Genomic DNA, 24998 nt, shown 5'->3' on the forward strand with positions numbered 1-24998 from the left:
AAAATGAATCAGAAAATCAGAATAAAATTAAAATCATACGATCACAGCCTGGTGGATAAGTCATCAGAGAAGATTGTGAAAGCAGTAAAAGCAACTGGTGCAATTGTCGTAGGACCAATTCCTTTGCCTACTAAGAAGGAAAAGTTCACGGTGTTGAAATCGCCACACGTAAATAAGAAAGCTAGAGAGCAATTTCAACTTTGTACTTACAAAAGATTGGTTGATATCTATAGCAATAGTTCAAAAACTGTTGATGCTTTGATGAAAATCGAACTTCCTAGTGGAGTTGATGTAGAGATCAAAGTCTGACAGTAGGAACTTTCAGAATGAAAAACCTATCCGCTTCGGGGGATGGGTTTTTCTTTTGTCTTTATCAAAGAAAAGGTATTCGGTACTGATCAAACAATAAAAAAGTTTCAAAATACCAAATATTTTTTCGTAAATAATTGAAAATATTAAAGTTGGAGTTTGTAAGGTGGAATTAAATTCCTAACTTTGCAGTCCTTTAAAAAGGGCACTTGCGTCTAATCGCTTGTGCGTAATTATATTATATATCAGAAGATGTCTGGAATAATAGGTAGAAAAGTAGGAATGACTAGCATTTTTAGTGCCGATGGACGTAACGTCGCATGCACGCTAATAGAAGCTGGTCCTTGCGTAGTGACGCAAGTAAAAAATTTAGAAACAGACGGGTACAACGCTGTTCAGTTGGCTTATGGTGAGCGTAAGGAGAAAAACACTCCTAAGCCACTAATCGGACACTTTAAAAAGGCCGGTACAACTCCAAAGCAGAAAGTTGTAGAATTCAGAGACTTTAGGGTCGAATTCGAAGGTCAGGTTGATCTTGGAAAAACCGTAGAAGCAGGACAAGTATTCATCGAAGGTGACTTCGTAGATGCTATCGGAACTTCAAAAGGTAAAGGTTTCCAAGGTGTAGTTAAGCGTCATGGTTTTGCCGGTGTTGGTGGACAGACTCACGGTCAGCACAACAGAGGTAGACACCCTGGCTCCATTGGTGCTTGTTCTTGGCCATCAAGAGTATTCAAAGGCATGAGAATGGCAGGTAGAACTGGTGGTGATAGAGTTAAAGTTATCAACTTGAAAGTGTTGAAGATTTACGCAGAAAAGAACTTGCTATTAGTGAGTGGTTCTGTCCCTGGTCCAAAAAATTCTTTCGTTATCCTAGAGAAGTAAGACAATGGAATTAGCAGTATTAAAACATAACGGCGAAGAGACAGGTAGAAAAGTAACGCTTTCAGAAGAGATATTTGGTGTTGAGCCAAATGATCACGCTATCTACCTTGATGTAAAACAGTTTTTGGCAAACCAAAGACAAGGAACGCACAAATCAAAAGAGAGAAATGAGATTGCTGGATCTACCAAAAAGATCAAAAAGCAAAAAGGTACTGGCGGAGCTAGAGCCGGATCTATCAAATCTCCAGTGTTCAGAGGAGGAGGAAGAATCTTCGGTCCAAGACCAAGAAGTTATTCTTTCAAATTGAACAAAAAATTGAAGCAAGTGGCAAGAAAGTCTGCTTTGACTTATAAAGTAAGAGAAAATAGCCTAATGATTTTGGAAAACGTTTCATTTGACGCTCCAAAGACAAAAGATTATATAGCATTCTTGAATGGACTTTCTTTGACAGATAAAAAGACACTTTTGGTACTTCCTGAGGAAAACAAAAATGTCTATTTATCTAGTAGAAATTTACCTAAAGCAAAGGTGGTTTCAGTAAATGAAGTAAACACTTATGAATTGCTTAACGCAGACAACTTGATGTTGTGCGAAGGTTCTGTAAGTATGTTAGAAACCCTATTATTGAAGTAAGACAATGGAAATTCTAAAAAAACCTTTGATTACGGAAAAGATTTCTGCGATGAACGAGAAAGGTGTTTATGGATTTGTAGTTGAGAAAACTGCAAAGAAGCCAGAAATCAAGAGAGCTGTAGAAAAAATGTACGGTGTGAAAGTTGTTGACGTGAGAACCATGCGTTATGCTGGTAAATCAAAGACAAGATACACCAAAGCAAAAGTTGTAAGTGGATTTACGAATGCCTTCAAGAAAGCAATTGTACAAGTTGCAGAAGGTGAAGTGATCGATTTTTACGGAGAAATTTAATTGAATCAGAATCATGGCAGTTAAAAAATTAAAGCCTGTAACCCCAGGAACCAGATTTAGAGTTGCTCCAGCATTTGATGAAATTACAACATCAAAGCCAGAGAAATCTTTATTGGCTCCTTTGAAGAAGTCAGGTGGTAGAAATAATGTAGGTAAAATGACCTCCAGATATATTGGAGGTGGCCATAAAAGAAGACTTAGAATCGTAGATTTTAAGAGAATCAAGTTTGGAATACCAGCAGTAGTTAAGTCTATTGAATATGATCCAAACAGAACAGCACGTCTAGCTTTATTGTATTATGTTGACGGTGCAAAGGCTTACATTATTGCCCCGGAAGGTTTGCAAGTTGGACAAACAGTGATTTCCGGTGAAAGCGTAGCTCCAGAAGTTGGAAACGCAATGCAATTGGTAAATATCCCTTTGGGTACCATTGTTCACAATTTGGAATTGAAGCCTGGTAAAGGTGGTGCATTGGCAAGAAGTGCTGGTGGATACGCTCAGGTAGTAGCTAGAGACGGCAAGTATGTTACAGTTAAATTACCTTCTGGGGAAATGAGACTTATACTTGGAGTTTGTATGGCAACGATAGGTGTTGTTTCTAATGGAGACCACATGAACGTAGTGTTAGGAAAAGCTGGTAGAAACCGTTGGTTAGGAAGAAGACCTAGAACAAGAGGTGTAGCCATGAACCCTGTCGATCACCCTATGGGTGGTGGTGAAGGACGTTCATCAGGTGGACATCCAAGATCTAGGACTGGTTTACTTGCAAAAGGTAAGAAGACTAGGTCTCCTAAAAAATATTCAAATAAATTCATTATCAGTAAAAGATCTAAATAACTATGGCACGTTCATTAAAGAAAGGTCCTTATATAGAGCATCACTTGGCCAAAAAAGTGGATGTAATGAACGAGTCCGGAAAAAAATCAGTCATCAAGACTTGGTCGAGAAGATCAATGATTTCTCCGGATTTTGTAGGCCATACCTTTGCTGTGCATAATGGAAACAAGTTTATTCCAGTATTTGTAACAGACAACATGGTAGGTCATAAACTAGGAGAATTTGCTCCTACAAGAAACTTTAGAGGTCATATTGCCAAAAAGGATAAAGGAAAGAGATAATCATGGAAGCAATAGCAAGATTAAACAACGTTCCTACTTCTACTCGCAAAATGCGATTGGTAGCTGACCTTGTAAGAGGTAAAAGAGTAGGACAAGCATTAAGTATATTGAAGTTTACACCTAACCACGGTGCTATTAAATTAGAGAAACTTCTTCTTTCTGCTGTGGCCAACTGGCAAGCAAAAAATCCAGATGAAAAACTTGAAGAAGCTGATTTATTTATCAAGACAATTCAAGTAGATGGTGGTCGTATGTTGAAAAGACTGAGACCTGCTCCTCAAGGAAGAGCACACAGAATACGTAAAAGATCAAATCATGTGACTTTAGTAGTTGATGCATTCAGCACTGCAGTTACCGCTGATGAAGTACAAACAAAAGAAAACTCTAATTAAGATTAGACTATGGGACAAAAAGTAAACCCTATTGGTTTTAGACTTGGTGTAGTCAAAGGTTGGGATTCTAACTGGTATGGAGGTAAAGATTTTGCTGAGAAGCTTTATGAAGACCAACAGATTAGAAAGTATGTAAATGCTAGAATCCCTAAAGGTGGTATCTCTAAGGTAATTATCGAAAGGACTTTGAAAAGAATCACCCTAACAATTCATACTGCCCGTCCGGGAGTAGTAATTGGAAAAGGTGGAGCTGAAGTTGATAAACTTAAAGAGGAGTTGAAAAAATTGACCAACAAGGATGTTCAAATCAACATTTTTGAAATTAAGCGTCCTGAATTGGATGCGAAATTGGTTGGAGAGTCAATTGCACAACAACTACAAGCTCGTATTTCCTTCAGAAGAGCAATGAAGCAATCTATTGCTGCTACAATGAGAGTTGGAGCTGAGGGAATCAAAGTAAAACTTTCAGGTAGATTGGGCGGAGCTGAGATGGCAAGATCGGAGATGTACAAAGAAGGAAGAATTCCTTTGCATACATTGAGAGCAGACATCGATTACGCTATTTCTGAAGCAAACACTATCTATGGTATCATCGGTATCAAAGTTTGGATATTCAAAGGTGAAGTATACGGTAAGAGAGATCTTTCTCCAAACGTAGGCGCAGCCAACGAACCAAAAGGTGGAAACAACGCTAGAGGAAAGAGAAGAGAAGGCGGTCCAAAAAGAAGAAAGAGAAATAACTAATTTTCACCCTAAGTGAGAAATCATGTTACAGCCAAAAAGAACTAAATATAGAAAAATGCACAAGGGCAGAGTCAAAGGCATTGCACAAAGAGGGCACACGCTTTCTTTTGGCAACTTTGGCATCAAGTCCCTTGAAGCTGGATGGATAACCTCTCGTCAGATTGAAGCAGCAAGGATTGCTATGACGAGAGCGATGAAAAGAGAAGGTCAGGTTTGGATCAGAATTTTCCCTGACAAGCCTATCACCAAAAAACCTGCAGAGGTTCGTATGGGTAAAGGTAAGGGAGCTCCTGAATACTGGGTTGCAGTAATCAAACCAGGTACTATCCTTTTCGAAGCAACAGGAGTTAGTCAAGAAGTAGCTAAAGAAGCATTGAGACTAGCACAACAGAAACTTCCTGTAAGTACAAATTTTGTAGTACGTAGGGATTACGTAGGATAAGACAAGCTATGAAAAATTCAGAAATCAACTCACTTACAACAAGTGAACTAATCGAGCGCATCGCCGCTGAGCAAGCAAATTTGACAAAAATGCGTTTTGCTCATGCAATCTCTCCGATTGAAAATCCTAATAAATTAAAAGAGACAAAGCGTACAATCGCAAGATTGAAAACTGCTTTGACGGCATCACAATTAGCTAAATAAGAATCAAGATGGCTACTACTGAGAGAAATCTACGTAAAGAAAGAATAGGAAAAGTAGTCAGCAACAAAATGGACAAGTCCATAACCGTTGCCGTTGAAAGAAGGGTTAAGCACCCTATCTACGGTAAGTTTGTTGCCAAGACTACAAAATTTATGGTTCATGACGAGAATAACGAGTGCCAAGCTGGCGACCTTGTTAAGATAAGCGAAACTCGTCCGCTGAGTAAGAATAAGCGTTGGAGATTAGTAGAAATTATAGAAAAGGCTAAATAACATGATACAACAAGAATCCAGACTAAGCGTAGCGGACAATTCGGGTGCTAAGGAAGTGCTTGTAATCCGTGTATTGGGAGGAACCAAGAAAAGATATGCTTCTATCGGGGATAAAGTTGTAGTGACTGTTAAATCCGCACTTTCTTCCAGCAACATGAAAAAAGGTACCGTTTCTAAAGCGGTTATCGTGAGAACAAGGAAGGAAATTAGAAGAAAAGACGGTTCTTATATCCGATTTGAAGATAATGCTGCCGTGCTCTTAAACAACAACGACGAACCTAGAGGGACTCGTATCTTCGGTCCTGTTGCTAGAGAATTGAGAGAGAAGCAGTTTATGAAGATTGTATCTTTGGCCCCAGAAGTATTGTAATCATGGAAAGAAAATTCAATAAACAACCCAAATTACACATCAGAACTGGTGATACTGTAAAAGTATTGTCAGGAGATGATAAGGGTAAGACAGGTAAAGTACTTTCTGTAAACCTTGAAAAAAGGAGAGCAGTAGTAGAAGGTATCAATACAGTGACTAAACACGTAAAGCCAACTGCTACAAATCCTCAAGGTGGAATTGAAAAAAGAGAGGCTGCCGTACATATTAGTAACCTTATGTTGGTTGATCCTAAAACAGGTGACGCTACCAGAACTGGTAGGAAACAAGGTGAAAACGGAAAATTAGTTAGGTATTCTAAGAAAACTGGGGAGGTGATCAATGGCTAATCCTAGAATGAAAGAAAAGTATATTACTGAAATTGCTCCTGCTTTAAAGGATAAATTCCAGTATAAGTCAGCAATGCAAGTTCCTAAGTTGACCAAAATTGTGTTGAACAAGGGTATCGGTGCAGCTGTAGCTGACAAGAAATTAGTAGATCAAGGTGTTGAAGAGCTTTCTTTGATCACTGGTCAAAGAGCAGTAGCGACAAAAGCTAAAAACTCAATATCCAACTTTAAGTTGAGAGAAGAGATGCCAATTGGAGCTAAAGTTACTTTGAGAGGTGATAGAATGTATGAATTCCTTGATAGATTAGCTACTGTAGCTCTTCCACGAGTAAGAGATTTCAAAGGAATCAGCGATAAAGGTTTTGATGGTAGAGGCAATTACACTTTGGGTGTGACTGAACAGATTATCTTCCCTGAGATCAGCATTGAGAAAGTAAATAGAATCTCTGGCATGGACATCACTTTTGTGACTACAGCAGAGACAGATGAAGAAAGTTTTTCACTATTGAAAGCTTTTGGAATGCCTTTTATCAACAAAAATAATCCTGAATAATCATGGCAAGAGAATCATTAAAAGCTCGTGAGAGAAAAAGAGAACGTCTTGTAGCCAAGTACGCGAAAAAGAGAGCAGAATTAAAAGCTGCTGGTGATTACGAAGCCTTGGATAAGCTACCTAGAAATGCTTCTCCTGTCAGACTTCATAATAGATGTAAATTGACAGGTCGTCCAAAAGGTTATATGAGAAAATTTGGTATCAATAGGGTAACTTTCAGAGAAATGGCTTCTGCTGGAAAGATTCCTGGTGTTACCAAATCAAGCTGGTAAAAATCGGACAAAAGTTTTTATTCTTAAAATCATTGTGTAACTTTGCACGCCCGAAACGGGTGTGCAGTTAGACTTATATAAATATGACTGATCCAATAGCTGATTATTTGACCAGATTAAGAAATGCCATAAAGGCATCTCACAGAATCGTTGAGATTCCTGCTTCTAACATCAAAAAAGAACTTACTAAAGTTCTTCATGATAAAGGGTATATTCAAAATTACAAGTTTGAAGAAGAAGGTCCTCAGGGATCTATCAAAATTGCTTTGAAATATAATCCTGCAACAAAGCAGAATGCAATTGTAAGCCTTACTAGAGTTAGTAAGCCTGGTCTAAGAAAATATGTTAAACATGACGAACTACCTAGAGTAATCAACGGCCTAGGTGTTGCGATTATGTCCACTTCGAAAGGTGTAATGACCGATAAAGAAGCCCGTACTGAAGGTATAGGTGGCGAAGTACTTTGTTACGTTTATTAATTAACCGTTATGTCTAGAATAGGTAAAAAACCAATAAATCTACCAGCGGGTGTTACTGTAGACGTGTCAGCACACAATACTGTCACTGTTAAAGGTCCCAAAGGTACTCTGACTCAGGATGTGAATCCCGATATTACCGTTGCGGTTGAAGATAACCAAATCGTAGTAACAAGACCTACTGAATCTAAGAGACACAAATCTCTTCACGGTTTGTATAGATCGTTGTTAAACAACATGGTTATCGGTGTTGCCGATGGTTACAAGAAAGAATTAGAATTAGTGGGTGTAGGTTACAAAGCCTCCAACCAAGGTCAAATTCTTGAATTGTCACTTGGCTACTCCCACAATATTTTCTTTGCACTTCCTGATTCAATTTCATTGAAAACAGAAACTCCTAAAGGTAAAAATCCTTTAGTGACTTTGGAAGGTATCGATAAAGAATTGATCGGGCAAGTAGCTGCAAAAATCAAATCTCTACGTAAAGTAGAACCTTACAAAGGTAAAGGTGTTCGCTTCGTAGGTGAGATTGTAAGACGTAAAGCTGGTAAAACCGCAGGTAAAAAATAAATAAGATGGCTTTTAATAAGAATTCAAGAAGACTTAGAATCAAGAAAAGTATCCGTAGAAAAATCAACGGAACAGATTCTAGACCTCGTTTGTCAGTATTTAAAAGCAATACTGGTATATACGCTCAATTGGTTGATGACCTTAAGGGTCATACTCTTGCGCAAGCCTCTTCCAAGGAACTTGGTGCTAAGAATAATACCATCTCTGTATCTAAAGAGGTTGGTAAGAAATTAGCTGAAAGAGCTGTTGCTAATGGTTTCGATTCTGTTGTTTTTGACAGAAGTGGATACCTATATCATGGTAATGTTAAAGCTCTTGCTGATGGTGCAAGGGAAGGTGGCCTTAAATTTTAATAGATATTATGTCTCAAGTTAAAAGAAAACCCATAAGGGCAACAGATACAGAACTAAAAGAGAAAGTAGTTGCTATCAACCGTGTTGCTAAGGTAGTTAAAGGTGGTAGGAGATTTTCATTCTCTGCTATTGTTGTGGTAGGTGATGGTAATGGTGTTGTAGGTTACGGTTTGGGTAAAGCCAATGAAGTGACTGATGCAATCACTAAAGGTATTGAAGATGCAAAGAAGAATCTTGTGCGTGTTCCTATCTTGAAAGGTACTATACCTCACGAACAATTAGGTAAGTATGGTGGCGGTTTTGTATTGATCAAACCAGCAGCTCCAGGTACTGGAGTTATTGCAGGTGGTGCGATGCGTGCTGTACTTGAAAGTGCTGGTGTAACTGATGTACTAGCTAAGTCAAAAGGATCTTCCAACCCTCACAATGTTGTAAAAGCAACTATTGATGCTTTGATTCAATTGAGAGATGCGATTGCTGTTTCTCAGCAAAGAGGTGTAAAAATGTCAAAAGTTTTTAACGGTTAAGGATATGGCTAAGATTAAAGTAACGCAGTTAAGAAGCACTATCAAAAGACCAAAGGATCAAAAAGCTACAATTACTGCTTTGGGTCTAGGTAGAATCAACAAATCTGTAGAAGTTGAAAACACTCCTCAGATTGCTGGAATGGTAAGAAAAGTAAGTCACCTTGTAAAAGTGGAGGAAGCTTAATTATGAAATTACATACATTAAAACCTGCTGAAGGGTCTGTAAAAAACAGAAAGAGAATTGGTCGTGGTACTGGTTCTGGTAGAGGTGGAACTTCTACTAGAGGTCACAAAGGGGCTAAATCTAGATCTGGTTACAAATCCAAATTAGGATTTGAAGGTGGTCAAATGCCACTTCAAAGAAGAGTACCTAAGTTCGGTTTCAAAAATCTTAATAGAATAGAGTGTAAACCAATCAACCTTTCTGCATTGCAGGAATTGGCAGATAAATTCAGTTTGGATACTGTTTCATTCGACAATTTGGTAGAGCACGGATTAGTTTCTAAAAAAGATGTTGTAAAAGTCCTTGGTAGAGGCGAACTTACAGCGAAATTGAATGTAAGTGCTCATTATTTCTCGGCTTCTGCTACGGAAGCTATTGAGAAAGTTGGCGGAACAGTTAACAAGATTTAATAAATGAAAAAGTTTATCTCAACAGTTAAGAATATCTTTTCTATTGAAGATTTAAGAGTTCGAATCTTGAATACAATCGGATTTCTGGTTGTATTCAGATTGGGTTCTTTTATCGTTTTACCAGGTGTAGATCCTTCCAAATTGGCAGATGCTCCTGAAGGTATTTTCGGTTTAATAGATACATTCTTAGGTGGTGCATTTAGTAATGCCTCCATTTTTGGTTTGGGTATTATGCCTTATATATCTGCATCCATTGTGTTGCAGTTATTAACTGTTGGAGTACCTTATTTTCAAAAGTTACAAAAAGAGGGAGAATCTGGTAGAAAGAGAATTACTCAAATTACCAGGGTATTGACCATCGCAATCACTATTGCTCAAGGTATAGGCTATATTACAGCTACAATCTTGCCTACAGGGGCTGTTATGGTAAGTACTACACTCTTTATGTTTAGTTCTTTGGTGTTGTTATCTGCAGGGACTATGTTCTGTATGTGGCTGGGTGAAAAGATTACTGAAAAAGGAATTGGAAATGGTATTTCCATGCTTATTATGATCGGTATTATCTCAAGATTTCCAGGTGCTATTATTGCAGAAGGTCTTTCGAAAGGTACTTCAGGAATGCTTTTAATCATAATCGAAGCAGCTGTATTGTTCTTCGTGGTGTATGGTGTAGTTGCATTGACAGAAGCTACTAGAAGAATTCCAGTTCAATATGCAAAGCAAGTAGTAGGAGGTAAGGTATATGGAGGACAAAGACAGTATATACCTATCAAGGTTAATGCTTCAGGTGTAATGCCTATTATCTTTGCCCAATCGCTGATGTTTTTACCTGCAATGATTGCTCAGATTTGGTCTTCGGAAAATGACATCGCTAATTATATTGGTAGTACATTTTCAGATTTCACTTCTTGGCAGTATAACTTAGTGTTTGCATTGATGATCATCCTTTTCACATTCTTCTATACAGCTATCACGGTCAATCCGGAGCAGATTTCAGAGGATTTAAAGAGAAATGGAGGATTCGTTCCTGGTATAAAGCCTGGAGCTCCAACATCTGAATTTATTGATAACATTATTTCTAGAATTACACTTCCTGGCTCTGTGCTATTAGCATTGGTAGCTATCCTCCCAGCCTTTGCAATTATTGCGGGTGTAGGAGTTGAGTTTGCTCAGTTCTATGGTGGTACTTCACTATTAATCATGGTGGGTGTTATCATGGATACATTGAGACAGATTGAAAGTTACTTGTTGATGAGACATTATGAAGGTATGATGAAGAGTGGGAATATGAAGAATAATCCTTCGAATTACGCAGCCGCAATATGATTCAATACAAGACTTTTGAGGAAGTCCAGTTAATTAAAGAAAGTGCTCAAATATTAGGCAAAGCCCATGGGGAAGTTGCCAAGCATGTAAAAGTAGGTGTTCAAACCTCTTTTCTTGACAAAATAGCGGAGGAATTTATAAGGGATCACAATGGTGTTCCTTCCTTCAAAGGATACAACGGGTTTCCATCTTCATTATGCATTTCAGTGAATGAAGTGGTGGTGCACGGTTTCCCAAGTAATTATGTTTTGAAAGATGGCGATATAATCTCAATAGATTGTGGAGTCTTTCACCAAGGTTTTCATAGCGATTGCGCTTATACTTACCCTGTCGGTGAAGTTTCTTCAAATGTTTTGTCTTTGCTTAGAGCGACCAAAGAGTCTTTATTTCTTGGAATAGAAAAGGCAGTATTTGGAAATCGAATTGGTGACATAGGTCATGCTATTCAAAAATATGTCGAATCCAAAGGTTACACTGTGGTTAGGGAGTTGGTGGGACATGGATTAGGTAAAAACCTACATGAAGCACCTGAAGTACCCAATTATGGAAAAAGAGGCAGTGGGCCACTTCTGAATGAAGGTTTGGTGATTGCTATAGAGCCAATGGTTAATCTAGGATCAAGAAATATTGTACAGGAGCGAGATGGATGGACTATCAGAACAGCTGATAGGAAAGCCTCTGCACATTACGAGCATACAGTGGCAATTTTCAAAGATAGAACTGAGATTTTGACTACTCATCAATATATAGAAGAAAACTATAAATTCTAAATATGGCTAAGCAGACATCTATTGAACAAGATGGTACAATAATAGAAGCATTGTCAAACGCAATGTTTAAAGTGGAGCTGGAAAATGGGCATCAATTGATTGCACATATTTCCGGAAAAATGAGAATGAATTATATTAAGATTCTTCCAGGAGATAAAGTCAAGTTAGAATTGTCTCCCTACGATCTTTCTAAAGGTAGAATTGTTTATCGATACAAATAAACTGTCATGAAAGTAAAGGCATCAATTAAGAAAAGAAGTGTTGACTGTAAAGTGATCAGAAGAAACGGAAAGCTTTATGTGATCAACAAGAAAAATCCTAAGTTTAAACAAAGACAAGGTTAATAATTATGGCAAGAATTGCAGGAGTTGACATTCCAGACAACAAGCGAGGAGAAATCGGCTTAACCTATATCTTCGGAATAGGAAGAAGTGCGGCAAAAGCTATCCTTGAGAAAGCGGGCATTTCCTTTGACAAGAAAGCGGGTGAGTGGGATGATGAAGAATCGACCGCTATTAGAAATATTATTGCTGAAGAATACAGAACAGAAGGTGTTTTGAAATCTGAAATTCAGCTTAATATCAAAAGATTAATGGATATTGGTTGTTATAGAGGTTTGAGACATAGAAAGGGTTTACCTTTGAGAGGTCAAAAAACTAAGAATAACGCTAGAACTAGAAAAGGTAAGAGAAAGACTGTTGCTAACAAAAAGAAAGCAACTAAATAAATCTTGATTTAGATTATGGCTCAGAAAAGAAACGATAAAGCTAAAGGTAAAAAAAGAGTAGTTAAAGTAGAAGCGGTAGGTCAAGTACATATCAAAGCTTCATTTAACAATATCATCATCTCTATTACCAATAATTCTGGACAGGTGATCTCTTGGGCTTCTGCCGGTAAGATGGGATTCAGAGGTTCTAAGAAGAACACACCTTATGCAGCACAAATGGCAGCACAAAATTGCGGTCAAGTTGCATATGATTTAGGATTGAGAAAAATTGAGGTTTTTGTAAAAGGTCCAGGAGCAGGAAGAGAATCTGCTATCAGAACTTTACAAAATGTAGGTCTTGACGTAACTACGATTATTGATGTGACACCACTTCCGCACAACGGATGTCGTCCTCCAAAACGTAGAAGAGTTTAATTCATTAAAGAAGATATAGAATGGCTAGATATAGAGGTCCAAAGGCAAAGATTGCTAGAAAATTCGGTGAGCCTATTGAAGGACAAAGCAAGGCACTTCAAAAGAAAAATTACCCTCCTGGACAACATGGAAGAGGTAGAAGAAAAAAGCAGTCTGAATATGCTATTCAGCTTGCTGAAAAACAAAAAGCTAAATACATCTACGGTATTTTGGAAAGGCAATTCTCCAAAATGTTCGATATAGCTTCAAGAAAACAAGGTATTACAGGTGAAAACTTGTTACAGTTATTGGAAGCTAGATTGGATAACGTCGTTTATAGATTAGGTATTGCACCTACAAGAAGAGCTGCTAGACAGTTGACTTCCCACAAGCATATCTTGGTAAACGGAGAATTAGTAAACATTCCTTCTTATTCCTTAAAACCTGGTGATGTTGTATCGGTAAGAGAGCGTTCAAAGTCTCTTGAAGCAATCACTGCAAGTTTGGCAGGAAAAGGTACAGCACGTTATTCTTGGTTAGAGTGGGATAACGCTTCATTAGCAGGTAAGTTCGTAAGCATTCCAGTGAGAGAGGATATTCCAGAGAATATCAAGGAACAACTGATTGTCGAGCTTTACTCTAAGTAATATTAATTCAGACTTAAAAAGAACTATTGATATGTCCATACTAGCATTTCAAATGCCCGAAAAAGTGGTGATGGAAAAAGCTGATGATTTTCACGGCTTATTTACCTTCAAGCCACTTGAAAAAGGCTATGGGGTCACCATTGGTAATGCCTTAAGGAGAATTTTATTATCTTCTTTAGAAGGTTATGCCATCACATCTGTGAAACTTCCAGGGGTGGTTCATGAATTTTCCACAATCGAAGGAGTTGTTGAGGATGTTACAGATATTATTCTTAACCTTAAGCAAGTTAGGTTTAAGAAAGTACATGAAGCTATCGACGGTAAAGTTACTGTAGAAATTAAAAATCAGTCAGTTTTCACTGCAGGAGATATCGCGAAATTCACCTCTTCTTTTGAGGTTCTGAATCCCGATTTGGTGATTTGCCACTTGGATGAATCAAAAAGTCTAGAAGTTGAACTTACAGTAGAAAAAGGAAGAGGATATCTTCCAGCTGAAGAATCCAAACCTAAAGAACAAGTTTTTGGTGTTATTCCTATTGATGCCATTTTCACACCTATCAAAAATGTGAAATATAGTATCGAAAATACAAGGGTAGAGCAAAAAACTGACTTTGAAAAATTGATCCTTGAAGTTACTACGGATGGTTCTATCCATCCTGAGAAAGCACTTCAAGAATCTGCTAAGATTCTTATTCAGCACTTTATGTTGTTTTCTGATCAAACAATGGTACTTGACTCTTCTGGAGTTTCTGAACCAGAGCCGATTGATGAAGAATTCCTACACATGAGAAAGTTATTGAAAACTTCTCTTGGGGATTTGGATCTTTCTGTTCGTGCATTCAATTGTTTGAAAGCAGCAGATGTAAAGACTTTGGGTGATCTTGCCAAATTGGAAATTTCAGATATGATGAAATTCAGAAATTTCGGTAAGAAATCATTGGCTGAATTAGAGCAATTAATCCAAGAAAAAGGTTTGACTTTTGGAATGGATTTGTCTAAGTATAAACTTGATGAAGAGTAAATAAAATGAGACACGGTAAGAAATTTAACCACCTTGGAAGGACAGCAAGTCATAGAAAAGCAATGCTTTCTAACATGGCTTCCTCACTGATTCTTCACAAGCGTATTTCTACAACGCTTGCAAAAGCTAAGGAATTGAGAAAATATGTAGAGCCTCTTATCTCTAGAGCTAAAGAAGATACTACACATAACAGAAGAATTGTATTTTCATATCTTCAAAATAAAGATTCTATCAAGACTCTTTTTGGAGAAGTTGTTGAGAAAGTTGCAACTAGACCAGGTGGGTACACTAGAATTATCAAAACTGGTAATCGTCTAGGTGATAACGCTGAAATGTGTATCATTGAACTTGTAGATTTCAACGAATTGATGTTGAAAGATGCTAAGCCTGCTAAGAAAACTACTAGAAGAAGTAGAAGAGGATCAGGTGCTGCTGCTGAGTCTGCTGTAAAAGCTGATGATACTGCAACAGAAGTAAAAGAAGATGAAAAAAAAGAAGATAACGCTGCAGAATAATATGTTGCTATAATCTTTATATAGAGGGATTGAACTTTGGTTCAATCCCTTTTTTTATATCCTTTCAATTTTAACAAAACATATCTTTAGAATTTTCTTAAATTTGACCAGTCTTAAAGAAAAAATGAACAAACAAAAAGCTACTCTACTATTGGCCGATGGGACAATTTTCCATGGCACTCTAATTGGTAAGCCAGGTACAAATGGCGGTGAAATATGTTTTAATACAGGCATGACTGGGTATCAGGAGATTTATACAGATCCCTCATATACTGGGCAAATTATTGTATCTACTACACCTCATATTGGTAATTATGGAGTTATTGAAGATGAAGTTGAATCTGATAACCCAACCATTGCAGGTATAGTTGTAAATTCCTTTTCTGATGTTTACAGCCGGCTAGATGCAAGTGGTTCGCTACAAGATTATCTTGTTAGTCATGGCATTACTGGTATTGCCGATATAGATACTAGAAAACTTGTAAGGCATCTTAGGTCTCAAGGTGCTATGAATGCAATCATCAGTTCTGAGTATGAAGAAAATCTTGCTGGGCTCAAAGCTGAGCTGAATGTTGTACCTGACATGAATGGACTTGAGCTTTCTTCCAAAGTATGCACGAAAGAGCCTTATTACTTCGGAGATGAGAATTCGAAGATAAGAGTGGCTTGTTTAGATTTTGGCATCAAAAAAAATATCTTAAGAAATTTAGCAGACCGAGGTGTTTATTGTAAGGTTTTTCCTGCCAAGACAAATATTGAAGAACTTGCAGCTTGGAATCCTACTGGATATTTCCTTTCAAATGGGCCTGGTGATCCTGCTGTAATGGATTATGCAGTAAATACCACCAAAAGTATTTTGGATACTGGTAAGCCAGTGTTTGGAATATGTCTTGGCCACCAATTGTTAGCCGAGGCTTGTGGAGTTTCTACCTATAAAATGCATCACGGGCATAGAGGTCTCAATCATCCAATCAAAAATTTGGTAACTGGAAAAAGCGAGATTACATCTCAAAATCACGGGTTTGTAGTGAAAAGGGAAGATGTTGAAGGAAATGAAAATCTTTTGATTACGCATGTCCATCTAAATGATGGAACAGTGGCAGGGATCAAACTCAAAAATAAGCCTGCGTTTTCTGTTCAATATCATCCAGAATCATCACCTGGACCACATGATTCGAGGTATTTATTCGATGATTTTGTATCTTTAATGACTAAAAATTAAAACCTAATTAAACCATTTTAAATTATGACATTAATTCAATCAATTCACGCAAGGCAAATTTTAGACTCAAGAGGTAACCCTACTATAGAAGTAGATGTTTTTACCGAAAACGGAGCTTTTGGTCGAGCTGCTGTCCCAAGTGGAGCTTCCACTGGCATCAATGAAGCAGTCGAGCTTCGTGATGGTGATAAATCAAAATATCTTGGGAAAGGTGTCTTGAAAGCCGTTTCAAATGTGAATGACGTAATCGCACCCGAGTTGTTGGGTCTTGATGTTTTTGAACAAAATACAATTGATCAGATAATGATTGATTTGGATGGAACTCCCAACAAAAGCAAGCTTGGAGCCAATGCGATCCTTGGAGTTTCTTTGGCAGTAGCGAAAGCAGCAGCTATGGAAGCAGGTCAGCCACTGTATCGTTATGTGGGTGGTGTAAATGCAAATACACTTCCAGTACCTATGATGAATATCATCAATGGAGGATCACATTCAGATGCCCCTATTGCATTTCAGGAGTTTATGGTAAGACCTGTTGGAGCTAGTAGCTTCTCTGAAGCTATCAGAATGGGCGCTGAAATTTTCCATCATTTGAAGAAAATCTTGCATGATAAAGGTTTGAGCACTGCAGTTGGTGATGAAGGTGGATTCGCACCAAACTTCTCTGGTGGTACTGAAGAAGCTCTAGCTTGTATTCTTGATGCAATTGCTAAAGCGGGATACAAAGCTGGAGATGACGTTACTATTGCTTTGGATTGTGCGGCATCTGAGTTTTATAAAGATGGTAACTATGACTACAAGAAGTTCGAAGGTGATTCGGGGAAAATTAGATCAAGAGAAGAGCAGGTAGCTTATTTAGCAGAATTGACAGAAAAATATCCTATTGATTCAATTGAAGATGGTTTTGCAGAAGAAGATTGGCAAGGATGGGCTTTGTTGACAGCCAAAATTGGTGACAAGGTACAGTTGGTAGGTGATGATTTGTTTGTAACGAATGTTAAATTCTTGCAAAGAGGTATTGAAGAAAAATCTGCAAATTCAATTTTGATCAAAGTAAACCAAATTGGAACTTTGACTGAGACTTTGAATGCAATAGCTCTAGCGCATAAGGCAGGATTTACTGCCGTAATGTCCCATAGATCTGGAGAAACTGAAGATTCTACAATTGCTGACTTAGCAGTAGCTGTTAATTGTGGACAGATCAAAACAGGTTCGGCCTCAAGATCTGATAGAATGGCTAAGTACAATCAGTTGCTAAGAATAGAAGAGCAATTAGGTGATGCTGCTATTTTTCCTAAAAAATAATCAGTAATCATATTTATAAAAAGTAAAAAGCAGCCCTAGGGCTGCTTTTTACTTTTTATAAATATGATTTTTTGAAAGTTCGATCTAAATTGATTCTCAAATTTCAATGCTTGCTAAATAATTGGTTTCTATCATCACTAAATAATCTGGATTGGCTCAGTTTAGAATAAAGTTTTGTTTCACATTTTGCCTGAAAATCATAGATTAAATTATTCCTTGACACAATGCTATTCAGCAAAAATATCAACAATATCTTCTCTAGAATCAGGCTCTGTATTTTCTGAATACGCACCATTCTTCAAATGCTCTTGGTATATTTGAGATTCAATACAAAACATTCCTCTTCCAGGAAAGTAAAATACGGAGTCGCCAATGTTAATAGACTTTTTCGTTTGTAGGCAGATTCCTTTCTGCTTCGATTCAATAAATTTTCCCATGATTGATTTTAAATCATTAATCTTCTTTAAGATACAAATCTAAATTCACAATAGAAACACTTATTTTAAATTATTATCTAAATAAAAGTCTTGATTTTTTGCCAATAGTATAATGGCTTGTTTGATAGCTTATTACATATATGATTCTTGATTGGGTTTTAAATTAATTGCCATCTTTTGATTCTATACTTCATTGCTTTGAGATATATTTCAAAGTGATTTTTATCTGTTTATCCACTTCTTTACCACTAGCCATAATTAATTTCTTTAACAGCGTATTTTCCGTAACCTTAAGTGCATTCTACTGATACTTTGCAATATTTTTTATTCTGGAAAACACTTTACCTGCGCTTCATTTTGATGGACCAACTTTTTTCATATGTTTGTATTCTATTGCTCATTTTAATTTACTGCTCAATTTACTTACCATCTATTAAACCATGCTGTTCAATTCACTTGACTTTGCTGTTTTTTTACCAATAGTATTTGTCTTGTATTGGTTTGTTTTTAATAGAAATTTGAGATCTCAAAATTTCTTGGTGGTTGCAACGAGTTATGTTTTTTATGGTTGGTGGGATTGGAGATTTTTGGGATTGATTGCATTTAGCACGTTGGTTGATTTCATTGTGGGGATTCAGTTGGAAAAATCCGAAAATATTAGAATTCGAAAAAGCCTATTGGTTTTCAGTCTTTTGGTGAACATTGGCTTTCTTGGGTTTTTTAAGTATTACAATTTTTTTCTTGACAATTTCATCACTGCATTTACTTTTTTTGGTATGCCGATTAAAGCTAATTCACTGAATATAATTTTGCCTGTTGGTATTAGCTTTTATACCTTCCAAACGATGAGTTATTCTATTGATGTTTACAGGAAGCGTTTGGTTGCTACAAAAGATTTTATAGCTTTTTCAGCTTTTGTAAGCTTCTTTCCCCAGTTGGTAGCTGGGCCAATAGAGCGTGCGACCAATTTACTCCCTCAGTTTTTCAAAGAAAGAAAGTTTGAGTATCTATTGGCTACCGATGGTTTGAGGCAGATTTTATGGGGAGTTTTCAAAAAAGTGGTTATTGCGGATAATTGTGCAGAATTTGCAAATATAATTTTTAATAATTCCACCGACTATCAAGGGAGTACATTGTTATTGGGAGCATTGTTTTTTACATTTCAGATTTATGGTGATTTTTCAGGTTATTCAGACATAGCGATAGGGACTGCTAGGCTTTTTGGATTTAATCTTATGCAGAACTTTGCTTTTCCGTATTTCTCCCGTGACATGGCAGAATTTTGGCGTCGTTGGCATATTTCGCTAACCACATGGTTCCGGGATTATGTTTATATTCCACTGGGAGGAAGTAAAGGAGGAAAGATTCAACAGATTCGCAATGTTTTTATCATATTCCTCATAAGTGGATTTTGGCATGGAGCAAACTGGACATTCGTAGCATGGGGTGCTTTGAATGCCTTATATTTTATTCCGCTTTTGTTATTTGCGAAAAACAGACAAAATTTACAGATAGTTGCGATTGATAAAAAATTACCTAGTTTCAAAGAGTTGATTACAATTTTGGGAACATTTGGACTTACCATGTTGTCTTGGATATTTTTCAGGGCTGAGGATATGAATCATGCACTGAGCTATATAGGCGGAATATTTTCACATGATGCCTTTACCATACCCGATTTTTCTTCATTTCCTGGTGCTATCACTTTATTGATACTTATATTAGGGTTCATCTCTGTGGAATGGAAAGGAAGGTTTGGTCAATATGGGATATATGGATTGCAGTCGATTTCCAACAAAACGTATAGATGGGCCATGTATCTAATCATTATCTTGATAATTGATATCTTTGGAAATACTTCGGAAGAGATCGAATTTATTTACTTTCAATTTTGATATGATGTTAAAGTTATTTTTGAAGCAGGTTTTTGTTTTTTTATTAGTTCTTTCGATAGTAAATGTGCTTTTGTTTTTTTTGATAAGTGGTTTTTATATAAAGGATTATGAAGAGGTAGATTTGAATTATTCTGAATTTTTATTGGCGGATTCCCATGGTACGCCATTGGGAGATTTTACTGAAATCCATGATGTTCATAATTTTTCAAGTCAAAGTGATTCCTATCTTGATATGGAGAGAAAGCTACAGTTCCTGATTAGGAACACGAAAGTACATAGGGTTTATATAAGTGTTGATGACCATACTCTCTCAACCACTAGGGAGGATCAGAACAATTTGGATAGGTCATCTTTTTATACTGATCAAAATGATTTCCCAAGTTATAGAGCTTATTTTTTTAATAAATACCTCAAATATTATTGTATTTTTTTAAATGACAGATACAGTTTGATTATTAAAAATTTCTTGCAAGATGAGCTTTTTGATTATTCAAAATGGGGAGGAGTTAGGTCGAAAGCAGCATGGGAAGATCTAAACATCCCTGAACAAGAGAAACAAAGTTTGGATAGAATTGAAAATTATTTCGTTGACTCGATTCCGTCAAAAGAAATGACAATGGCATTAGAAAGAATAATTAAAATATGCAAATTAAATAAAATTGATTTGGTTGGGCTTAAATTTCCTTTGTCAAAAACATACTATGGAATGTTGGGAGAAGAAAGCTATGGTGCTGATAGTTTATTTATTAGAAATAAGCTTATTGTAGTTGATTTTGATGATTTGTTTTTGGAACAAGATTCACTTTTCAGAGATATGGATCATTTGGATAGAGACGGTGGTGAGATTTTCGCTGATATTTTATTCGATAGTTTGGAGAATGTTTTGAAATAAAAAAAGACCGGTCTAACAACCGGTCTTTTTCAAACAACTCAAACACTAAATTTAATTTTATTCAACTTTAAGTTCAAAGTAGTATTCTTGGCCATTAGGATACAGTCCGAGAATAACAATTTCTTCCCCCTTGTTGCTTTCTAATATTGAAACGACATCACTTGCGCTTGAAATCTTAAACCTACCATCAACCCCCAAAATTGAGGTGATTATAAATCCAGGTCTTGCTCCTGATTTTTTCCACAAATCATTGTCAACACTTATAATGGTGGCTCCACCTTGGATTTTCAACTTTTCTTTTATGTTTTCTTTCAAATCTTCAAAGGTAACTCCACTAAAATTGGCAACCACAGGTACTTCTTTCTTTACTATTTTTGTATCTCCAGAAATGTTCTTAAGAGTAGCTTTGGATTCTATTTCTTTGCCATTTCTGATGTATTTTATTGAGACTTGATCACCTGGTCTTTTTCTGGCAACCATCTCCTGTAAGGTCGCTACAGAATTGGTTCTTACACCATCGACACCGATGATAACATCACCTTCCTGCAATCCGGCCTCTTTTCCTCCACTTCCTTCATTGACACCTCTTACATAGACTCCTTGAGAAATGCCAAGATTCAAATCTAACTCTTCCTGTAGTTCAGGAGAAACGTCGATGATAGTCACACCAAGTAAGCCACGTTGGACAGTCCCGTACTCCAATAAATCATCCATGACTTTTTTTACCAATGTGCTTGGAACAGCAAAGGCATAACCATTGAAAGTTCCAGTTCTTGAGGCAATGGCGGTGTTGACACCAATAAGCTCACCAGCTAGATTTACCAAAGCACCTCCTGAATTCCCAGGATTGACTACAGCATCTGTTTGAAGAAAAGATTCTATTGACAACTGATTTTCTTCACTCCTAAGAATTCCTATATTTCGGGCTTTTGCACTAATGATACCTGCTGTTACAGTAGAAGTCAAATCAAATGGGTTACCAACAGCAAGTACCCATTCGCCAATTTTTGTGTCATCAGAATTGCCAAAATTTACGAAAGGTAATCCCTTTGCATCTATTTTTAAAAGTGCCAAATCTGTAGTTGGATCAGTACCAATTACACGGGCAGTATATCGCGTATTATCTTCCAATGAAATTTCTACTTTTGTGGCGTTATCAATTACATGGTTATTGGTTACAATATAGCCATCTTCTGATATGATAACCCCTGAACCCGAACTTCTCCCTTCTCGCGGCATTTGGTTTCTGTCTGGCGGACTAAACCCAAAGAGTTCCTCCAATGGATCAACTCTCCTTTGCTGCCTCTGTGGGGCAGTTACTGAGCTTTTGACATGAACTACAGCTGGTGTTACGAGCTGTGCTGCAGCGACAAAGTTTATCCCATCTGGTACAGTGAATTTTGCATCAGATAGCCAATTTACCAAACTGGCATCTTGCTTTTGGGTGAAATTTGTAGCCGTATTCTGCTTGGATAAATAGCTGGCACCTGCCAAAGCAACTACACCACCTATCAAAGAGGCTAAAACGATGCCTAGGAAAAACTGCTTTTTATTCATTTTTGATTGCGTTTAAGTTATGTGTAAGATACACGAAATTTACGAGTAACAGTTATCAAAAATCAAGCGTTTTGGAACTTGAAAACCTACATTTAACATGGTTTAACACTTGTCGATTGTCGCATACCTGTTACCTTTACTTAACAATCAAAAACTGAAATGAGTTTAAAAGTATTTATCAAGGTCTGTTTGTCTGAAATCTTGATTCTTTTTGCTAATACGCTGATAGGATTTGATTTATCATGTATATTGAATCGGGTTTTATAAATGAAAATGAAATAGGTATGAAATTCAACAGTCTATTTGTAATATTTGTTTTTAGTTTTTTCTCAGCTAAAGCGATAGGTTTAGAGCAACAAGGACTCGATACTTTGCTAAAGGTTTCAGAAGTAGTGGAAGAGCAAACGGAAGAAAAGGAAGAACTGCCGTCCCTGGAAGGAAGCATTAGGAAAAGCCAAGAGTATACGATTCAGCTCAATAGGATCAACTTTACTTTGAGTAAGGAGTTGGATTCATTGGAAATTATGGAGGACTTTCCGATAGCCGAAAGGTTGACATTGGTTATCCAAAATAGGTTGGAAGATACTGATTCAAAGATAAGTATCCGCTATCTTCAAGAGCTTGAAAATCTTTTGAAAAACATCAAATCTCAAATCTCAATAGCAGAGAGGAAAGTAACAAGCAGAATAGAAGAATTGGTTTCTGTCAGAGAACAATTGGAAGAGATAAAGGGGGATGGTTTATATCAATTGGACTTGAGAGATTCTTCTATTCTGCCTGAGTACCAAAATGCACTAACCCAATTGAGGGAGTATGTCCAAAAAACTGACAGTACTTTGAATGGACAACGTATCTATACAGCTAGTTTTCAAACAAGAATCGCCAGAAAGATGATTCGTATTTCTGAACTTTCCGAAAGTATAGAAGTAGAATTAAGGAAAGTGGAGAAGGCTTTACTTTCTAAGGATTTGAATTATATATGGGAAAAAAGTACTTATAAAAATGACTCGAAATTAGGAACTGTTTTTATAGAATCTATTCGGTTGAATGAGACTATTCTTTATAGATATTTAAAAAATCACCTCGGTCTTTCAATCTTTTTTCTTGTCGTTTTTTTGGCTTTGTATTTTTGGATTCGAAATATTTTGACAGTAATAAAATCCCAAAAGGAATTTGCTAAAATAATTTTAGAAAGAGCCTATTACGTTCCCAAAAATCCCCTTTTAAGTGTGTTGGTAATTCTTACCCCTATTTTGCCGTTCTTTTTTCCAAACCCAACCATTTCTTTCATGACAGTATTACTTTGGGTTGGTGTAATCTCAGTCACTATTCTACTGATAGGAAGGTTTCCAAAAGGGCTTTATAGAAATTGGATTGTTTTTGTGTTTATATTTTTGATTTACACCGTTAGTAATCTCTACAGGGATATAAATTATTCAGAAAGATGGTATCTTATTTTTTTAAGTGTAATTGGAATTTATTTAGCATTGAGAATTGTCAAGTTTCAAAAAAACAATCCCGATTCATTTCCATCTTTTATTAGCGTTTTAGTCAAGTTTTATATTGCAATGCAAAGCCTTTCAATTCTATCCAACATTTTTGGAAGGTTTACATTAAGCAAAATACTTGGAGTGGCAGCGACTGTCAGTTTTACACAAGCAGTAGCGCTTTATTTATTCGTATTGATAATAATGGAGGTGATTTATTTGCAAATTGAATTAAGGGGGAAAGGAGAAAATGATTTCACATCTTATATTGACTTTCATAGGATACAAGCCAGATTGAAGAAGGTATTGTTTGGTCTTGTTGGGATTATTTGGGTTTACTTTTTTTTCGACAATCTATCCTTACTGGACATTGTCCTTGAAAATGGGAAGCAAATACTCACAACTCCGAGGACATTAATTAATACAACATTCACTTTTGGAAATATCTTGGTTTTTTTCTTAATAGTATATGTTTCTAGTATTTTGGCTAATAATGTCGCGTATTTCGCGACAATGAAAGATCAGCAGAAAGCATCGGCTAGAGACAAAAGACTAGGATCATCCATTCTACTTATTAGGCTTAGTGTTCTTTCTGTTGGCTTTTTGTTTGCTGTAGGAGCTTCAGGAATAGGCTTCGAAAAAATCGCAATAGTTCTCGGAGCACTTTCTCTTGGTATTGGTTTTGGCTTGCAGACGATAGTAAACAACTTGGTGTCTGGAGTGATTTTGGCTTTTGAAAAACCAATTCAGATTGGGGATGCTATAGAAGTAGGAGGAAGGTCAGGGACTGTAAAAGATGTTGGGATCAGATCCAGCAAGATCCAAGCTTATGATGGCTCCGAAATTATCATTCCCAATGGCGATCTTTTGTCTCAACATTTGATCAATTGGACCCTTTCGGATAAAAAGAGAAGAGTAGAGCTCATCATTGGCGTAAGCTATAATTCTGATATGGAATTGGTATCAAAAATTCTTTCAGAACAGATTGAAATCGAAGAAGTAATGAAGAATCCAGAGCCTAGAGTGTTGTTGCAAAGCTTTGCCGATAGTGCTGTGGAATTCAGAGTGTTGTTTTGGGTAGATAACTTTGATTTGTGGATAAATATCAGAAATCAAGTCATGCGAGGGATTTTTAGAGCTTTCAAAGAAAATGGAGTAGAGATTCCTTTCCCTCAGCGAGATTTGAATTTCAAATCTTTCCCTGGGTTGCTTGATGAAAAAATCAAATCAAGTGCAGAACTTGAAGAATCAAAAAAATTAAAGGAAATTCAAGATGGTGATGGTAAGGATAAAGAGGGATGAAATAAGTTCTTCTTTTATTTGAAGTATGCGAATTTTTCAGCTAATAATATTGGAAAATGTATTCTTGGGAGGAAAAAAATAGGAGAAAGGTATCATTTTTTACCTTTCTCCT

The 24998-nt window shown here is 36.7% G+C and carries 37 protein-coding genes; 35 read left to right on the forward strand and 2 right to left on the reverse strand.

Annotated elements, in window-relative coordinates; genetic code table 11:
• Nucleotides 1-3: 3 nt before the first annotated feature.
• The 32 genes from rpsJ (at nucleotide 4) to eno (ending at nucleotide 17316) form a co-directional block, all read left to right on the forward strand.
• Nucleotides 4-309, forward strand: coding sequence for a 30S ribosomal protein S10 (gene rpsJ / locus MM236_RS11815; protein ID WP_241275190.1), 306 nt, complete (start codon nucleotides 4-6; stop codon nucleotides 307-309).
• Nucleotides 310-561: 252 nt separating this feature from the next.
• The gene (rplC, locus tag MM236_RS11820; RefSeq protein WP_041779291.1) at nucleotides 562-1194 is read left to right on the forward strand and encodes a 50S ribosomal protein L3; all 633 of its coding nucleotides are present in this window, start codon (nucleotides 562-564) and stop codon (nucleotides 1192-1194) included.
• A gap of 4 nt (nucleotides 1195-1198) precedes the next feature.
• The gene (gene rplD, locus MM236_RS11825; protein WP_241275191.1) at nucleotides 1199-1828 is read left to right on the forward strand and encodes a 50S ribosomal protein L4; all 630 of its coding nucleotides are present in this window, start codon (nucleotides 1199-1201) and stop codon (nucleotides 1826-1828) included.
• A 4-nt stretch (nucleotides 1829-1832) separates the two neighbouring features.
• Nucleotides 1833-2120, forward strand: coding sequence for a 50S ribosomal protein L23 (rplW, locus tag MM236_RS11830; RefSeq protein ID WP_241275192.1), 288 nt, complete (start codon nucleotides 1833-1835; stop codon nucleotides 2118-2120).
• Between the two features lie 13 nt (nucleotides 2121-2133).
• Complete coding sequence (rplB, locus tag MM236_RS11835) at nucleotides 2134-2958, forward strand: 50S ribosomal protein L2 (protein WP_241275193.1); 825 nt, start codon at nucleotides 2134-2136, stop codon at nucleotides 2956-2958.
• A 2-nt stretch (nucleotides 2959-2960) separates the two neighbouring features.
• The gene (gene rpsS / locus MM236_RS11840; protein ID WP_009034213.1) at nucleotides 2961-3239 is read left to right on the forward strand and encodes a 30S ribosomal protein S19; all 279 of its coding nucleotides are present in this window, start codon (nucleotides 2961-2963) and stop codon (nucleotides 3237-3239) included.
• A 2-nt stretch (nucleotides 3240-3241) separates the two neighbouring features.
• Nucleotides 3242-3631, forward strand: a complete 390-nt coding sequence (gene rplV / locus MM236_RS11845) for a 50S ribosomal protein L22 (protein WP_241275194.1) — start codon at nucleotides 3242-3244, stop codon at nucleotides 3629-3631.
• 9 nt (nucleotides 3632-3640) lie between these two features.
• Entirely contained in the window at nucleotides 3641-4375 is a 735-nt protein-coding gene (rpsC, locus tag MM236_RS11850; RefSeq protein WP_241275195.1) for a 30S ribosomal protein S3, read from the forward strand.
• A 22-nt stretch (nucleotides 4376-4397) separates the two neighbouring features.
• Nucleotides 4398-4817 (forward strand): 50S ribosomal protein L16, encoded by a 420-nt coding sequence (rplP, locus tag MM236_RS11855; RefSeq protein WP_241275196.1) that lies wholly within the window; start codon nucleotides 4398-4400, stop codon nucleotides 4815-4817.
• Between the two features lie 8 nt (nucleotides 4818-4825).
• Nucleotides 4826-5020 (forward strand): 50S ribosomal protein L29, encoded by a 195-nt coding sequence (gene rpmC / locus MM236_RS11860; protein WP_241275197.1) that lies wholly within the window; start codon nucleotides 4826-4828, stop codon nucleotides 5018-5020.
• Nucleotides 5021-5028: 8 nt separating this feature from the next.
• Complete coding sequence (rpsQ, locus tag MM236_RS11865) at nucleotides 5029-5292, forward strand: 30S ribosomal protein S17 (RefSeq protein WP_241275198.1); 264 nt, start codon at nucleotides 5029-5031, stop codon at nucleotides 5290-5292.
• Between the two features lies 1 nt (nucleotide 5293).
• Nucleotides 5294-5662 carry a 50S ribosomal protein L14 gene (gene rplN / locus MM236_RS11870; protein ID WP_075349330.1) on the forward strand — a complete coding sequence of 123 codons (369 nt, stop codon included), beginning with the start codon at nucleotides 5294-5296 and terminating at the stop codon, nucleotides 5660-5662.
• Nucleotides 5663-5664: 2 nt separating this feature from the next.
• Nucleotides 5665-6009: a 50S ribosomal protein L24 gene (gene rplX / locus MM236_RS11875; RefSeq protein ID WP_241275199.1), complete on the forward strand. Its 345-nt coding sequence runs from the start codon at nucleotides 5665-5667 to the stop codon at nucleotides 6007-6009.
• A complete protein-coding gene (gene rplE, locus MM236_RS11880; RefSeq protein ID WP_241275200.1) occupies nucleotides 6002-6562 on the forward strand; it encodes a 50S ribosomal protein L5 in 561 nt (186 codons plus the stop codon). The genes rplX and rplE overlap by 8 nt, the downstream gene beginning before the upstream one ends.
• Before the next feature lie 2 nt (nucleotides 6563-6564).
• Nucleotides 6565-6834 (forward strand): 30S ribosomal protein S14, encoded by a 270-nt coding sequence (rpsN, locus tag MM236_RS11885; protein WP_076501213.1) that lies wholly within the window; start codon nucleotides 6565-6567, stop codon nucleotides 6832-6834.
• Between the two features lie 83 nt (nucleotides 6835-6917).
• The gene (rpsH, locus tag MM236_RS11890; protein WP_241275201.1) at nucleotides 6918-7313 is read left to right on the forward strand and encodes a 30S ribosomal protein S8; all 396 of its coding nucleotides are present in this window, start codon (nucleotides 6918-6920) and stop codon (nucleotides 7311-7313) included.
• Between the two features lie 9 nt (nucleotides 7314-7322).
• Nucleotides 7323-7880 carry a 50S ribosomal protein L6 gene (rplF, locus tag MM236_RS11895; protein WP_241275202.1) on the forward strand — a complete coding sequence of 186 codons (558 nt, stop codon included), beginning with the start codon at nucleotides 7323-7325 and terminating at the stop codon, nucleotides 7878-7880.
• Nucleotides 7881-7885: 5 nt separating this feature from the next.
• Nucleotides 7886-8233, forward strand: a complete 348-nt coding sequence (gene rplR / locus MM236_RS11900; protein WP_241275203.1) for a 50S ribosomal protein L18 — start codon at nucleotides 7886-7888, stop codon at nucleotides 8231-8233.
• A gap of 8 nt (nucleotides 8234-8241) precedes the next feature.
• Complete coding sequence (gene rpsE, locus MM236_RS11905) at nucleotides 8242-8760, forward strand: 30S ribosomal protein S5 (RefSeq protein ID WP_241275204.1); 519 nt, start codon at nucleotides 8242-8244, stop codon at nucleotides 8758-8760.
• Between the two features lie 4 nt (nucleotides 8761-8764).
• On the forward strand, nucleotides 8765-8944 hold the full coding sequence (gene rpmD / locus MM236_RS11910) for a 50S ribosomal protein L30 (RefSeq protein WP_241275205.1): 180 nt from the start codon (nucleotides 8765-8767) through the stop codon (nucleotides 8942-8944).
• 2 nt (nucleotides 8945-8946) lie between these two features.
• Entirely contained in the window at nucleotides 8947-9393 is a 447-nt protein-coding gene (rplO, locus tag MM236_RS11915) for a 50S ribosomal protein L15 (RefSeq protein ID WP_241275206.1), read from the forward strand.
• 3 nt (nucleotides 9394-9396) lie between these two features.
• On the forward strand, nucleotides 9397-10719 hold the full coding sequence (gene secY, locus MM236_RS11920; RefSeq protein ID WP_241275207.1) for a preprotein translocase subunit SecY: 1323 nt from the start codon (nucleotides 9397-9399) through the stop codon (nucleotides 10717-10719).
• Nucleotides 10716-11489, forward strand: a complete 774-nt coding sequence (map, locus tag MM236_RS11925; RefSeq protein WP_241275208.1) for a type I methionyl aminopeptidase — start codon at nucleotides 10716-10718, stop codon at nucleotides 11487-11489. The genes secY and map overlap by 4 nt, the downstream gene beginning before the upstream one ends.
• Before the next feature lie 2 nt (nucleotides 11490-11491).
• Nucleotides 11492-11710 carry a translation initiation factor IF-1 gene (gene infA / locus MM236_RS11930; RefSeq protein WP_040480068.1) on the forward strand — a complete coding sequence of 73 codons (219 nt, stop codon included), beginning with the start codon at nucleotides 11492-11494 and terminating at the stop codon, nucleotides 11708-11710.
• Between the two features lie 6 nt (nucleotides 11711-11716).
• On the forward strand, nucleotides 11717-11833 hold the full coding sequence (gene rpmJ / locus MM236_RS11935) for a 50S ribosomal protein L36 (protein ID WP_014772314.1): 117 nt from the start codon (nucleotides 11717-11719) through the stop codon (nucleotides 11831-11833).
• A 5-nt stretch (nucleotides 11834-11838) separates the two neighbouring features.
• Nucleotides 11839-12216: a 30S ribosomal protein S13 gene (gene rpsM, locus MM236_RS11940; RefSeq protein ID WP_014772315.1), complete on the forward strand. Its 378-nt coding sequence runs from the start codon at nucleotides 11839-11841 to the stop codon at nucleotides 12214-12216.
• A 15-nt stretch (nucleotides 12217-12231) separates the two neighbouring features.
• Nucleotides 12232-12630 (forward strand): 30S ribosomal protein S11, encoded by a 399-nt coding sequence (rpsK, locus tag MM236_RS11945; protein ID WP_014772316.1) that lies wholly within the window; start codon nucleotides 12232-12234, stop codon nucleotides 12628-12630.
• Nucleotides 12631-12650: 20 nt separating this feature from the next.
• Nucleotides 12651-13256 (forward strand): 30S ribosomal protein S4, encoded by a 606-nt coding sequence (gene rpsD, locus MM236_RS11950; RefSeq protein ID WP_241275209.1) that lies wholly within the window; start codon nucleotides 12651-12653, stop codon nucleotides 13254-13256.
• A gap of 31 nt (nucleotides 13257-13287) precedes the next feature.
• Entirely contained in the window at nucleotides 13288-14277 is a 990-nt protein-coding gene (locus MM236_RS11955) for a DNA-directed RNA polymerase subunit alpha (protein WP_241275210.1), read from the forward strand.
• Nucleotides 14278-14282: 5 nt separating this feature from the next.
• A complete protein-coding gene (gene rplQ, locus MM236_RS11960) occupies nucleotides 14283-14792 on the forward strand; it encodes a 50S ribosomal protein L17 (RefSeq protein ID WP_241275211.1) in 510 nt (169 codons plus the stop codon).
• A gap of 124 nt (nucleotides 14793-14916) precedes the next feature.
• Nucleotides 14917-16014, forward strand: a complete 1098-nt coding sequence (gene carA / locus MM236_RS11965; RefSeq protein ID WP_241275212.1) for a glutamine-hydrolyzing carbamoyl-phosphate synthase small subunit — start codon at nucleotides 14917-14919, stop codon at nucleotides 16012-16014.
• Nucleotides 16015-16038: 24 nt separating this feature from the next.
• Nucleotides 16039-17316 carry a phosphopyruvate hydratase gene (gene eno / locus MM236_RS11970; protein WP_241275213.1) on the forward strand — a complete coding sequence of 426 codons (1278 nt, stop codon included), beginning with the start codon at nucleotides 16039-16041 and terminating at the stop codon, nucleotides 17314-17316.
• Between the two features lie 227 nt (nucleotides 17317-17543).
• On the opposite strand, the gene MM236_RS11975 is transcribed toward eno, so the two are convergent.
• On the reverse strand, nucleotides 17544-17753 hold the full coding sequence (locus MM236_RS11975) for a hypothetical protein (RefSeq protein WP_241275214.1): 210 nt from the start codon (nucleotides 17751-17753) through the stop codon (nucleotides 17544-17546).
• Nucleotides 17754-18193: 440 nt separating this feature from the next.
• On the opposite strand from MM236_RS11975, the gene MM236_RS11980 reads away from it, so the two are divergent.
• Entirely contained in the window at nucleotides 18194-19648 is a 1455-nt protein-coding gene (locus tag MM236_RS11980) for an MBOAT family O-acyltransferase (protein WP_241275215.1), read from the forward strand.
• A 1-nt stretch (nucleotide 19649) separates the two neighbouring features.
• Nucleotides 19650-20540 carry a hypothetical protein gene (locus MM236_RS11985; protein ID WP_241275216.1) on the forward strand — a complete coding sequence of 297 codons (891 nt, stop codon included), beginning with the start codon at nucleotides 19650-19652 and terminating at the stop codon, nucleotides 20538-20540.
• A 57-nt stretch (nucleotides 20541-20597) separates the two neighbouring features.
• On the opposite strand, the gene MM236_RS11990 is transcribed toward MM236_RS11985, so the two are convergent.
• A complete protein-coding gene (locus MM236_RS11990) occupies nucleotides 20598-22097 on the reverse strand; it encodes a trypsin-like peptidase domain-containing protein (RefSeq protein WP_241275217.1) in 1500 nt (499 codons plus the stop codon).
• 284 nt (nucleotides 22098-22381) lie between these two features.
• Here MM236_RS11990 and MM236_RS11995 point away from each other — a divergent pair, with 284 nt between their 5' ends.
• Nucleotides 22382-24886 carry a mechanosensitive ion channel domain-containing protein gene (locus MM236_RS11995; protein WP_241275218.1) on the forward strand — a complete coding sequence of 835 codons (2505 nt, stop codon included), beginning with the start codon at nucleotides 22382-22384 and terminating at the stop codon, nucleotides 24884-24886.
• Nucleotides 24887-24998: the final 112 nt, after the last annotated feature.

The organism is Belliella calami, assembly GCF_022549695.1.
Classification (GTDB): Bacteria; Bacteroidota; Bacteroidia; order Cytophagales; family Cyclobacteriaceae; genus Belliella; species Belliella calami.